The organism is Kutzneria viridogrisea DSM 43870 (genome assembly GCF_000525635.1).
In the GTDB taxonomy this organism is placed as follows: Bacteria; Actinomycetota; Actinomycetes; order Mycobacteriales; family Pseudonocardiaceae; genus Kutzneria; species Kutzneria viridogrisea.
The window spans coordinates 385,213-397,146 of the sequence record NZ_CP007155.1 but is presented as its reverse complement, the minus strand read 5'-3'; the positions used below and the strand labels follow the sequence as shown (position 1 = coordinate 397,146).

The window sequence follows — 11,934 nt, the reverse complement described above, 5'->3', positions numbered from 1 at the left end:
CAGATTCCCACTGTCCGCTGAGCGCGAACAAGCCACCATTCGTCGAATCCGGACCAGTGGCCGGGTGACGTGTGGACTCCGAAGGTAAGGTTAGGCAAGCCTGAAACCCGGCTCCTGGGGGTGTGGATGACCTCGTTCGCGGAGGTGCGCGGCGCCGTCGCGACCCTGGCCGACTCCCTCAAGCATGTGAGTCCGGTCACCACATGGGCTGAAATCCGGTTCGGACTGCCCGAGTGTCCCCCGGATGAGTGGTGGACCTGCTCGGACCTGCTCGCCGAGCCCGCCCGCTTCGACCACTGGCGGTCCGAGCTGGCCAGGTGGTTGGAGGACCGGTACGGGGACGCGCCCGAGCGGACCACCGCGGGCTACGTGCTGGGCTGGTACCTGCTGGTGCCCGGCTACGCCGCGGGCCTGCTGTTCCACGCGGCCCGGCGGGTGCCCTCGCTGCGGCCCGCCGACCTGGCGTTCCAGCTCGGCGAGGACCGGCCCCACCCGGTGGGCATAGCCCTGCTGAGCAGCGAGTTCGCCTGCCTGCCAGAGGACCCGGGCGCGGATCTGCCCGAGGCCACCGCCGTGCGCGACGAGCAGGCCCTCGCGGAGTTGCTGCGGGCCCGGTTCACCGCGCACGCCAACCAGTTCGTGCAGGCGTTCGGGCCGACCACGCGGTTCGGCAGGCGAACCCTGTGGGCCGCGGCCACCGACGCACTGGACAAGGCGGCCTGGATGGCGGGCAAGGCGCTGGGCGACGAGGCCGCGGGCGTGGCCGACTCGGCGCTGCTGCTCCCGGCGCGGATGGCCCCGTTCACCTCGGGGTCCACGCTGCGCCAGGAGCCCGGCGGCTGGACCCGTGACCGCCAGAGCTGCTGCTTCCACTACGCCATAGCCCCAGGTCAACCCGTGTGCTCGACCTGCCCCCGCGCACCCCGCTGACCCGGCGAGTCCCGCCCAGCCGACCGCGAGTCCCGCTCAGGCCAGCTTCGCGGCGAGCACCGAGCGGTGCGTGGCGATGGCCTCCGCGTGCCGCTTGCGGCCGTCCTCGGTGAGCTCCACGTAGATACCGCGCCGGTCCGTGGCGCACATCGCGCGGCTGACCAGCCCCTCGGCCTCCATGCGGGCGACCACCCGGGACAGCGCGCTCTGGCTCAGGTGCACGCTCGCGCCCAGCTCCTGCATGCGCAGCGCGGGCTTGTCGCAGGGCGACTCGGCGAGGTGGTCCAGCACCTCGAACTCGCTGGCCCCGAGCTCGTGACCGTCTCTGAGCGCCTTGTCCAGCGCACACCACGTGTGGTGGTAGCGGCTCAACAGGTCACGCCAGCCCGCGACGAGCTCATCCTCGGTCACGTCCGCATCCTAGCATGCAGCGTCATAAGTTTCCATCACATTAAATGCTCTTGCATTAGATGCAGTTGCATGTAGATTGTGCACCCGTGACCACAACGGCAACACCTGTCCACGCTCCCGCCGCCACGGAGACGACACGCTGGTCCGCTCGTACCTGGGGGGCTCTGTTCCTGCTCTGCGGAGTGCTCTTCCTCGACGGGCTCGACGTGTCGATGGTCGGCGTCGCACTCCCCTCGATCGGCACCGAACTGGGCATGACCACCTCCTCACTCCAGTGGGTGGTCAGCGGCTACGTGCTCGGCTACGGCGGCTTCCTGCTGCTCGGCGGGCGCACCGCCGACCTGCTCGGCAGGCGCTCCGTACTGCTCGTCGCGCTCGGCGTGTTCGCGTTCGCGTCCCTGCTCGGCGGCATCGTCGACGACCCGGCCCTGCTCATCGCGGCCCGGTTCATCAAGGGCGTCAGCGCGGCCTTCACCGCACCCGCCGGCCTGTCGATCATCACCACGACCTTCGCCGAGGGCCCCGAGCGCAACCGCGCGCTGAGCATCTACACGGCCTTCGGCGCCAGCGGCTTCTCCTCCGGCCTGATCCTCGGCGGGCTGATGACCGAGGTCGGCTGGCGCTGGACCTTCCTGCTGCCCGTGCCGGTGGCCCTGGTCGTGCTGGCCCTGGGCGTCAAGCTGATCCCGAACCACCCGCGCCCCGACGTCGCCCACCGCGGCTACGACGTCGGCGGGGCGGTCACCAGCACCGCGGCCCTGCTGCTGCTGGTCTACACGGTCGTGTCCGCACCGGAGGCGGGCTGGACCTCACCGCGCACCCTGGGCTCGTTCGCGCTGGTGATCGCGCTGGCCGTGGCCTTCGTGCTGGTCGAGCGCAGGGTCGCGCACCCGCTGCTGCGCCTGGGCATCCTGCGCAACCGCAACGTGCTGGCCGCCAACCTGTCCGCGATGGCCGTGTTCGGCTCCTACATCGGCTTCCAGTTCATCGGCACCATGTACCTGCAGTCCCTGCTCGGCTGGTCCCCGCTCGGCATGGCGCTGGCCTTCCTGCCCGCCGGGCTGATCGTGGCCTTCGGCGGGCCGCGCACCGGGGCCCTGGTCAACCGGTTCGGCGCCGGCCGCGTGGTGCTCGCCGGGCTGGTGGCGTTCGTCCTCGGCTACGCCCTGTACCTGCGGATCGGCCTGGTGCCGGACTACCCCGCGGTGATCCTGCCCAGCATGTTGCTGATCGGACTGGGCTTCGCGCTGGCCTTCCCGGCGCTGAACATCCAGGCGACCACGGGCGTGCAAGACGAGGAGCAGGGACTCGCCTCCGGCCTGGTGCAGACCTCGTTCCAGATCGGCGGGGCGATCAACCTGGCGGTGGTGACGGCCGTGATCACGGTCGGGGCGCACGCCACGCCCAGCCAGGTGCTGGCCAGTTACGGCCCCGCGCTCGTGCTGGTGACCGGGGTGGCCCTCGCCGGGCTGCTGATCTCCGTCGCGCTGGGCGCCCTGCGGCGTGCCTGAGCGGGACTCGTCCGCCTGAGGACGGGACTCGCGTGCGGCTGAGCGGGACTCGCCGGGTCTGGAGGGAGGCCGACGAGTCCCGCTCAGGACGTGCGGTGGCGGGAGCCGACCGGGACGACGAGCGGGGTGCCCGCGACCGGGTCGGCGATGACCTTGGCCTCCAGGTCGAACACCTCGCGCAGCAGCGACTCGGTCAGCACCTCCCCCGGCTCGCCCTGGGCGACGACCCTGCCGTCACGCAGGGCCACGAGCCGGTCCGCGTAGCGCGCGGCGAGGTTGAGGTCGTGCAGGACCATCACCACCGTGCGGCCCAGTTCGCTGTGCAGGCGGTGCACCAGGTCGAGCACGTCCACCTGGTGGGCCAGGTCCAGGTAGGTGGTCGGCTCGTCGAGCAGCAACAGTTCGGTGCCCTGGGCCAGCGCCATGGAGATCCACGCGCGCTGGCGCTGGCCGCCGGAGAGCTGGTCCAGGGTGCGCTCGGCGAACTCGCTCATGCCGGTCATGGCCAGCGCCTCGGCCACGGCCTGCTCGTCGTCGGAGGACCACTGCCGGTACCAGGACTGGTGCGGGTGCCTACCCCGTGCGACCAGGTCGGCGACCGTCAGCCCCTCGGGCGCCTGCGGGGTCTGCGGCAGCACGCCGAGGACCTTCGCCACCTCGCGCGTTGGCGTCTTGTCGATGCGCTTGCCGTCCAGCAGCACGTGGCCGCCGCGCGGGGCGAGCAGCCGCCCCATGGCCCGCAGCAGCGTGGACTTGCCGCAGCCGTTGGGGCCGATCACGGCGGTCACCGTGCCGCCGACCACGTCCAGGTCCAGGCCGTCCACGACCAGGGTCTCGCCGTAGCCGAGCCGCAGGGACTCGGCACGCAACCGGGCAGTACTCACGCGCGGACCTCCCGGCGCCGACGGATGATCAGGAACATCAGGTACGGGGCGCCCAGCACCGAGGTGACCACGCCCACCGGCAGCTCGATGCCGCCGAAGCCGACGCGGGCGATCAGGTCGGAGACGCTGACCAGCGTCGCGCCCAGCACCGCCGAGGCCACCAGCGGGGGCTGGGCGGTGCCGGACAGCCGCAGGGCGATCTGCGGGGTGGCCAGCGCCACGAAGTACACCGGGCCCGCGGCGGAGGTGGCCACGGCCGCCAGCACCACGGCGACGAGGATCAGCACCGCCCGAGCGGGCTCCACGCGGGCGCCGAGGTTGCGCACGGTGTCGTCGTCGAACTGGAGGGCGCCGAGCACGTGCCCGCCGATCAGCGCGACCGGCACCAGCACGGCCAGTGCCACCGCCACCGGCACGAGGTCGCCCCAGCCGCGGCCGTTCAGGCTGCCGGTGATCCACACCATGGCCCGGCCCGCCTCGGTGACGTCGCCGAGGGTGAGCAGCCAGTAGGTCAGGTTCATCATCAGGGCCTCGACCCCGATGCCGACCAGCACCAGCCGGTAGCCGTCCACCCCGCGCCGCCAGGCCAGGACGTAGACCAGCAGCGCGGCGATCAGGCCGCCCGCGAGCGCGGCCAGCGGCAGGCCGATCGTGCTGGCCAGGCCGGCGACCCCGCCGTAGCTGCCCGCGAGCACCACCACGCCGACCGCCCCCGCCGAGGCACCCGGCGTGACGCCCAGGATGTCGGGGCTGGCCAGCGGGTTGCGCGAGATGGCCTGGGTGATGGCCCCGGCGAGGCCGAACGCGGCGCCGACCAGCAGCCCGGTCAGCGAGCGCGGCAGCCTCAGGTCGAACACGATGTACTGCTCGGTGGGGTCCCCGCCGCCGACCAGCGTGCGCAGCACGTCGCCGACGGACATCGGGAAGTCGCCGAGCCGGATGTTCAGCGCCATGACCAGCACGAGCAGCGCGGCGGCCAGCAGCGGCACGAGCACCAGCCTCGGCCGGAACACCCAGGAGAAGGGACCGACCCGGACCCCGGGCCGCCCGGCGACCGCGGTCACGCGCCCTCCCCCGCCCCACGCTGAGGTGCCATGAAGGTGCCCTTCAGGACGTTCAACGCCGTGAAGGGCACCTTCATGACATGCCGGACCGCGCTCACAGCCGCGTCAACCTCCTCCGGCGCACGATGGCGATGAACACCGGTGCGCCGATCATGGCCAGGACGATGCCGACCTGGAGTTCGCCGGGCCAGGCGATGACCCGGCCGATGATGTCGCTGACCAGCATCAGCACCATGCCGATCAGCGCCGAGTAGGGCAGCAGCCAGCGGTAGTCGGGGCCGGTGATCGCGCGGGCCACGTGCGGCACGATCAGTCCGACGAACGCGATGGGCCCGCAGGCGGCCACGGCCCCACCGGTGAGCAGCGTGATGGCCGCGATGCCCAGCACGCGGGTGCGCCGCACGTGCTGGCCGATCGACCGGGCCACGTCCTCGCCAAGGGACAGCGCGTTCAGGCCGGGCGCGTTGGCGAAGGCCAGCACGGCGCCGAGCAGCAGGAACGGCAGCACCTGGCCGATGATCACCGAGTCGCGACCGGCCACGGCGCCGACCCGCCAGAACCGGTAGGCGTCCAGGCTCTGCTGGTCCAGCACGACCAGCGCGGAGATCAGGCCCTGCATGAGCGCGGTGACGGCGGCCCCGGCCAGTGCCAGGGTCAGCGGGGTGGGCCCGCCGCGACCGGCCGAGCCGAGCAGGAACACCAGGGCGGTGGTGACCATGGCGCCGAGGAAGGCCAGCCACACGTAGGCGTAGAGGCTGGTCAGCCCGAAGCCGAAGATGCCGACCACCACGGCGAAGGCCGCCCCGGAGGAGACGCCGAGCAGCCCGGGGTCGGCCAGCGGGTTGCGGGTGTGGCCCTGGATGAGTGAGCCCGCGATGCCCAGCGCGGCCCCGACGAGCAGGGCCAGTTCGGTGCGCGGCACGCGCAGCGCCCGCACGATGATGTCGTTCTCGCTGCCGCCCGGGGCCACCAGGCCGTGCCACACCGCGTCCAGCGGGATCGACTTGGACCCGATGGCGATGCTGGCCAGGCTCGCGGCCACGACGCCGAGCAGCAGCAGTACCAGTCCGAGCACGCGACGCCGCCGCCGCTCGGTGAGCGCGGTACTGGCGGTCACACCTTGAATCACCGCTGGTCTCCGCTCCGCCACCGTAGTCTCACTGAGGTAAGCCTAACCGAACGGGGGAAAGACAATGCCGAGACGGGCGGTTACCGCTCTCCTGGCCACGGCAGCACTGCTCGGACTGACCGCCTGCGGGCCGGCGTCCACCAGCACGGCCCCCACCGGGGATGGCACGTTCCCGGTGACCCTGACCGACGCCATGGGCCAGGTCAGCATCCCGAGGCAGCCGACCAGGGTCGCCGCGCTGGACGCCAGCTACGTGGACGCGGCGATCGCGCTGGAGACCCAGGTCGTGGCCTACACGAACTACCGGGGCATCACCGGCGGGCTGCCCGCCTACCTCGGCGCCGAGGCGCGGACCTACGGCGGGGACGCGCAGGCGGTCGGCGAGATCACCAGCCCCAGCCTGGAGAAGATCGCCGCGACCCGGCCCGACCTGATCGTCTCGGCGAAGGTGCGGCACGAGCAGGTCCACCCGCAGCTCAAGGGCATCGCGCCGACCGTGTTCAGCGAGACCACCGGCCCGACCTGGAAGGCCAACATCCGGCTGCTGGGCCGGGCGCTGGGCAAGTCCGAGCTGGCCGAGCGCAAGATCAAGGCGTACGAGGACCGGGCCCGGCGGATCGGTGACGCGGTGCGCGCCAAACTGGGCAAGAACCCGACCGTCTCGGTGGTGCGCTTCGCCGGGGAGCAGACCGTGCGGCTGTACTCGCCGAGTTCGTTCTCCGGCACGGTGCTGACCGACGCAGGGTTCGAGCTCAACGCGACCGCCAGGGCCGTGCCCGCGGGCAAGATCAGCGCGGACCTGAGCCAGGAGCGCATCGCCGACCTGGACGCCGACCGGGTGTTCGTGTCCACCTGGCAGGACGACAAGGGCGATTCGGCGAAACAGAAGGGCGTCTTCGAGGCGAACCCGCTGTGGAGCAGGCTCACCGGCGCCCGTCAGGACGTGGACGACCTGACCTGGATGACCGCGGTCGGTTTGCAGGGTGCCGGGGTGATCCTGGACGAGGTGGCGAAGGCATTCGGCGTGCCCGCCAACTGAGAAACGGGCTGGGGCCGCCAATCGCCGGATTGGCGGCCCCAGCCCGTCAGATCACGCCTGCTGGTGGTAGGCGTCCAGCACGTCGGCCGGGATGCGACCGCGGTCGGACACCTTCCTGCCCTGCTTGCGGGCCCATTCCCGAATGGCCTGGTTCTGCTCGCGGTCGGCCGCGGCGGGACGGGCCTTGACCGCGCCCACGGCGGCGAGCTTGCCCACACCGCGCTTGCGACCGCCGGAACGGCGGGCCGATGCGACGAACTCCGCCAAACCGTCGCGGAGCTTGCTCGCATTGTCCGAGGAGAGGTCGATCTGGTAGTTCACTCCGTCCAGACCGAACTCGAGGGTCTCGCTGGCCTCAGACCCGTCCAGGTCATCGATCAGGGCCACGGTGACTTTCTGTGCCATGCTCGACCTCCTTACACCCAAATGTGCGCCGGTGAATGAGGTCCACAGGCGGCGCCGGGGAAAGCCTACGACCGACAGATTAGCCCATATCTGACGGTGAGCGTCAATGCCGAGTCGCAGGTTACCCTCATTCGGGCCGGACCAGCGGGAAGAGGATCGTCTCCCGGATACCGAGTCCGGTCAGCGCCATCAGCAGGCGGTCGATGCCCATTCCGACCCCGCCGCTCGGTGGCATTCCGTACTCCAGCGAACGCAGAAAGTCCTCATCCACCGGCATGGCCTCAACGTCACCGGCTGCCGCCAGGCGGGACTGTTCGACCAACCGCTGGCGTTCCACGACCGGATCCACCAGCTCCGAGTACCCCGTGCCCAGCTCGAATCCGCGCACGTAGAGATCCCACTTTTCGGCCATGCCGGGCCTGCTGCGGTGCTCCCTGGTCAGCGGGGAGGTCTCCACCGGGAAATCGCGGACGAAAGTGGGCGCGTACAGGTGGTCGCCGATCAGGTGCTCCCACAGCGCCTCGACGAGCTTGCCGTGTCCCAGCTTGGGATCGGTCTCCAGCTCGCGCGAATCGGCGTGCTTGCGCAGCAGTTCCACCGGGGTCTGCGGGGTGATCTCGGTGCCGAGCGCCTCGGACAGCGAGTCGTACATCGACAGCGTGGTCCACTCGCCGGACAGGTCGTACTCGGTGCCGTCGGCCAGGGTCACCACCTGCGTGCCGAACACGGACTCGGCGGCCTCCTGCACCAGCTCCCTGGTCAGCACGGCCATCGAGTCGTAGGTGCCGTACGCCTGGTAGAACTCCAGCATCGCGAACTCCGGGGAGTGCGAGGAGTCGATGCCCTCGTTCCGGAAGTTCCTGTTGATCTCGAAGACCTTCTCGATACCGCCGACCACGCAGCGCTTGAGGTAAAGCTCGGGAGCGATCCTCAGGTAGAGGTCAATGCCCAGGGCGTTGGAGGCGGTGACAAAGGGCCGAGCGGTGGCACCGCCGTGCAACGTTTGCAGCATCGGGGTCTCCACTTCCAGGAAACCCCGCTGGTGGAAGGATTCACGCAGGGACCGCACAACACCGGCCCTGGTTCGGACCGTCTCCATCGCGGCAGGTCGCAGGATCAGGTCCACGTAACGCTGCCGAATCCGCGTTTCCTCGGACAGGTCCTTGTGCGCCACCGGAAGCGGCCGAACGGACTTCGCCGCCATCTGCCACGAGTCGGCCATCACCGAGAGTTCACCGCGGCGCGAGGTGATGACCTCACCGTGCACGAATACGTGGTCACCGAGGTCGACGGTGGCCTTCCAGTCGGAAAGGGACTGTTCACCGACCTCGTTCAGGCTCAGCATCGCCTGCAGTTCGGTTCCGTCGCCCTCACGCAACGTGGCGAAGCACAACTTGCCGGTGTTGCGCAGGAACATCACGCGGCCGGTCACCCCGACAAGATCACCGGTCTTGGTGTCCGGGGGGAGGTCCACATGCGATTCGCGCACTTCGCGCAGGGTGTGCGTCCTGGGCAACTCGACGGGGTAAGGCTCAACGCCCCGTTCCAGCATCCGCTCACGCTTCTCCCTGCGGACTCGGAGCTGCTCAGGAAGGTCGTCAACGGCCGGGATCTGTTCGCTCACGGGTTACCAGGTTACGGACACACCCCCGCCGGGCACGAACCGGATAACGTCGTGGCATGGCAGCGGACGAGTCGATCAGCAGGCGGGCCTCCTCCTTCGGCGCCGAGGCCGCGGCCTACGCAACCCACCGGCCCGACTACCCGGTCGACGCCGTGCGCTGGGTGCTGGACCCGGTCTCGGCCGGGGGCCCGCCGCGCGTGCTCGACCTGGGCGCGGGTACCGGCAAGCTGACCGCGGTCATCGCGGGGACCGGGGCCGGGGTGACGGCCGTGGAGCCGGACGGGGCGATGCGCGCCGAACTGGTCCGCGCGCTGCCCGGGGTGCGGGCGCTGGCCGGGTCGGCCGAGCAGATCCCGCTGGCGGACGGTTCGGTGGACGCCGTGCTGGTGGGGCAGGCCTACCACTGGTTCGACCTGGAGCGCGCGCTGCCGGAGATCGGCCGGGTGCTGCGGCCGGGCGGCGTGCTCGGGCTGCTCTGGAACACCGAGGACCAGGCCGACTGGCTGGCCGGGTTCAAGGCGATCTACCAGCCCGCCGAGGACCGGCTGGCCGCGCGCAAGGGGCTGGAACTGCACCTGGGGCCGTTCGGCGAGCACGAGCAGGAGTGGTTCCGGCACAGCCAGCCGCGCACCGCGGAGTCCATGGTGGAGACCGTGTCCACGTACTCGGCGGTGCTGGTGATGGCCGAGCCGGAGCGGGCGCGGACCCGGGCGGAGCTGCTGGCCTACCTGCGCGCGCGGCCGGAGACCAGCGGGGAGTTCGACCTGCCGCTGCGGACCCTGGCGGTGCGCACGCCGAGGGTGTGAGGATGGCGGCGTGCCGACTCCGGGCCAGACCGCCATCGTGCTCCCCGTCCCCGCCGCCGACCCGATCCTCAACGCCGTGGCGCGCAGCCACCCGCATGCCGTGCGTCCGGGCATCTCCGCGCACGTGTCCCTGCTCTACCCCTGGCTCCCCGTGTCCGAAGTGGACGATGCGGAGGTGAGTGCGCTCGCCGAGGTCGTCGGCGGCACACCGCGCTCGGTGGTGCAGTTCGAGGAGGTGGGCCGCGAGCCGGGCTTCGTGTACCTGTCCTCCCCCGGCCTGACCACGCTGACCGACGCGGTCCGCGCGCGCTGGCCGGGGGTGGCCCCGTACGGCGGGCGGTTCGGCCCGAACCCGGTGGCCCACCTGAGCGTGGCGATGGGCGTCACCGACGAGGAGGCCGAGCAGGTCGCGGCCACGGCGCGCGAGCACCTGCCGCTCAAGGCCACCCTGGACGAGGTCTGGGTGGTGGCGCACGAGGACGGCTGGCGGGTGGCGCACACCTTCACGCTGCGCTGAGCTCCGCCCGCCGCAGCGCCCGCGACACCCGGCACAGCCAGGCCGTCTCGGCGCGCAGGTCGGCCGCCTCGGGCAGGCCCGCCTCCGCCGTGCGCCCGTGCCCGGCCGGACGGTCGCCCCGCGGCTGGTACTCGCGCAGCGCGCGCAGCACCGCCACCGCCTCGGCCACCGGGTCGCCCGCCGGCCGGTCCTGCCCGGCCAGGTCGGCGGCCAGGTTCAGGTAGCCGTCCCGGATCTCGATCACCCGCCGGTACAGCCGGAAGCGCAGGCCCGCCTCCTCCCGCGGGGTGTCCAGCACGATCTCCGGCATGCGGCTCACCATGGCCTGCCACAACGGGTGCAGCTGGCGGTAGGCCAGCCACTGGCGCAGCCCGGTGAGGGCACCGGCGATGCGCGGGCCGAGCGCGGGGATCGCGATGCCGAGGACCAGCAGCAGGGCGGCGATCGCCGGGAAGCCGACCGAGGCCGTGCACCCGACCCCGGCGAACGGGCCGGTGCAGAAACCCTCCGCCGCCTCCCCGGTGAACACCTCGCGCGCGACGCTGAACACCTTGTACGCCAAGTAGAGCAGGCCCACGAACAGGCCGAGCACCATCAGCACCAGCCCCACCCGCAGCGCACCGCGGGCCCGGGTCACCACGCTCAGGCAGGCCCAGGAGATGTCCAGGAACACCAGGCCCAGGTAGAGCGAGTAGGTCAGGCTGTAGACCACCAGCCCCGGCTGGCTGCGGTACAGGCCGGTGAACAGGCCCAGCCCCTGCGGCCCGTGGCTGAGGAAGAACGACACCGCGAGCACGGCGACGGCGACCAGCAGGGGCACGAGTCGCGGCCAGGCCGGGCGCGGCGGCCTGCCCGGCCGGGTGGCCAGCGCGGCGACCAGCAGGGCCATGCCCGCGGCGGCGCAGAGCGTGGCCACGTTGGACAGCAGGCGGCCCAGGCTGGGCCAGAGCTGGCTCTCCAGCAGCTGCACGTCCGGGGCAAGGGTGAGGAAGGCACAGCCCACCGCGGCCATGATGATCGTCAGCGGGCCGCGCACCGGGCGCTGGCGGGTGCGCAGGGCCTGCCAGACCGCGGCCGCGAAGCAGATCAGGGCGACGGCCAAGAACAGCGCGGTGATCACGGCCCGAGGATCTCGGTGAACCGACGCAGCCGGGGGTCGGGCTCCGGTTCGGGTGCGGCACGGGCGGCGCGTTCCAGCACCATCGTGGCGAACAGCTCGGCTTCCTGTTCCTCGGCGCTGGAGTACGCCGTGCGACCGAGCACGCGCCGCAGCAGTTCCGGGGAGAGCGTGGGCATCAGCCGCCGCGCCACCTCCTCGGTGACGGCCGTCGTGCCGCGGTGGTCGAGCACCAGGTGGCCCACCTCGTGCAGCGCGATGTGGTCGGCGTGCAGCGAGGAGGTGTTGGTGGCGTAGTAGATGTACTCGGTGTCCTCGGTGCTGATCAGCGTCCCGCACGGGCTGCCGGGCACGTGCCGGATCGGGATCAGCTCGATGGCGGTGCCGCGCTGGGCGGACAGCTCCGCGATGAAGGCCTCCAGCGTGAACGGGCTGGGCACGCGCAGGCCCGCGATGGCCTCGGTGCACCTGTCCCACGCCGCCGCGCTGGCCACGGT

At 71.6% G+C, this 11,934-nt stretch carries 13 protein-coding genes; 5 read left to right on the top strand and 8 right to left on the bottom strand.

What is annotated here, in order from left to right:
- The first annotated feature begins 126 nt into the window (after nucleotides 1–126).
- Complete coding sequence (locus KALB_RS01965) at nucleotides 127–930, top strand: (2Fe-2S)-binding protein (RefSeq protein ID WP_025354043.1); 804 nt, start codon at nucleotides 127–129, stop codon at nucleotides 928–930.
- Between the two features lie 36 nt (nucleotides 931–966).
- Here KALB_RS01965 and KALB_RS01960 read toward each other — a convergent pair whose 3' ends face one another.
- Entirely contained in the window at nucleotides 967–1,341 is a 375-nt protein-coding gene (locus KALB_RS01960; RefSeq protein WP_030109440.1) for a MarR family winged helix-turn-helix transcriptional regulator, read from the bottom strand.
- Nucleotides 1,342–1,523: 182 nt separating this feature from the next.
- Here KALB_RS01960 and KALB_RS01955 point away from each other — a divergent pair, with 182 nt between their 5' ends.
- Entirely contained in the window at nucleotides 1,524–2,852 is a 1,329-nt protein-coding gene (locus KALB_RS01955) for an MFS transporter (RefSeq protein WP_236650153.1), read from the top strand.
- A gap of 83 nt (nucleotides 2,853–2,935) precedes the next feature.
- Here the strand turns inward: KALB_RS01955 and KALB_RS01950 are convergent, their stop codons facing one another.
- The 3 genes from KALB_RS01950 to KALB_RS01940 all read right to left on the bottom strand — a co-directional run bounded on the left by KALB_RS01950 (nucleotide 2,936) and on the right by KALB_RS01940 (nucleotide 5,917).
- A complete protein-coding gene (locus KALB_RS01950; protein WP_025354041.1) occupies nucleotides 2,936–3,736 on the bottom strand; it encodes an ABC transporter ATP-binding protein in 801 nt (266 codons plus the stop codon).
- The gene (locus tag KALB_RS01945) at nucleotides 3,733–4,800 is read right to left on the bottom strand and encodes a FecCD family ABC transporter permease (RefSeq protein WP_025354040.1); all 1,068 of its coding nucleotides are present in this window, start codon (nucleotides 4,798–4,800) and stop codon (nucleotides 3,733–3,735) included. The genes KALB_RS01950 and KALB_RS01945 overlap by 4 nt, the downstream gene beginning before the upstream one ends.
- 94 nt (nucleotides 4,801–4,894) lie before the next feature.
- A complete protein-coding gene (locus KALB_RS01940) occupies nucleotides 4,895–5,917 on the bottom strand; it encodes a FecCD family ABC transporter permease (RefSeq protein WP_025354039.1) in 1,023 nt (340 codons plus the stop codon).
- Between the two features lie 76 nt (nucleotides 5,918–5,993).
- Between KALB_RS01940 and KALB_RS01935 the strand changes: the two genes are divergently transcribed.
- Entirely contained in the window at nucleotides 5,994–6,968 is a 975-nt protein-coding gene (locus KALB_RS01935; protein ID WP_025354038.1) for an ABC transporter substrate-binding protein, read from the top strand.
- A 51-nt stretch (nucleotides 6,969–7,019) separates the two neighbouring features.
- Here KALB_RS01935 and KALB_RS01930 read toward each other — a convergent pair whose 3' ends face one another.
- The gene (locus tag KALB_RS01930; RefSeq protein WP_025354037.1) at nucleotides 7,020–7,373 is read right to left on the bottom strand and encodes a histone-like nucleoid-structuring protein Lsr2; all 354 of its coding nucleotides are present in this window, start codon (nucleotides 7,371–7,373) and stop codon (nucleotides 7,020–7,022) included.
- A gap of 127 nt (nucleotides 7,374–7,500) precedes the next feature.
- Entirely contained in the window at nucleotides 7,501–8,925 is a 1,425-nt protein-coding gene (gene lysS / locus KALB_RS01925) for a lysine--tRNA ligase (RefSeq protein WP_236650310.1), read from the bottom strand.
- A gap of 128 nt (nucleotides 8,926–9,053) precedes the next feature.
- Here lysS and KALB_RS01920 point away from each other — a divergent pair, with 128 nt between their 5' ends.
- A complete protein-coding gene (locus tag KALB_RS01920; RefSeq protein WP_025354036.1) occupies nucleotides 9,054–9,803 on the top strand; it encodes a class I SAM-dependent methyltransferase in 750 nt (249 codons plus the stop codon).
- A 10-nt stretch (nucleotides 9,804–9,813) separates the two neighbouring features.
- Nucleotides 9,814–10,320 (top strand): 2'-5' RNA ligase family protein, encoded by a 507-nt coding sequence (locus KALB_RS01915; RefSeq protein WP_025354035.1) that lies wholly within the window; start codon nucleotides 9,814–9,816, stop codon nucleotides 10,318–10,320.
- Here the strand turns inward: KALB_RS01915 and KALB_RS43565 are convergent.
- Both KALB_RS43565 and KALB_RS01905 read right to left on the bottom strand, forming a co-directional pair.
- Nucleotides 10,307–11,440: an MAB_1171c family putative transporter gene (locus tag KALB_RS43565; protein WP_025354034.1), complete on the bottom strand. Its 1,134-nt coding sequence runs from the start codon at nucleotides 11,438–11,440 to the stop codon at nucleotides 10,307–10,309. The two genes, KALB_RS01915 and KALB_RS43565, sit on opposite strands and share 14 nt — an antisense overlap.
- Nucleotides 11,437–11,931, bottom strand: a complete 495-nt coding sequence (locus KALB_RS01905; protein ID WP_025354033.1) for a hypothetical protein — start codon at nucleotides 11,929–11,931, stop codon at nucleotides 11,437–11,439. The genes KALB_RS43565 and KALB_RS01905 overlap by 4 nt, the downstream gene beginning before the upstream one ends.
- Between the last annotated feature and the right edge of the window lie 3 nt (nucleotides 11,932–11,934).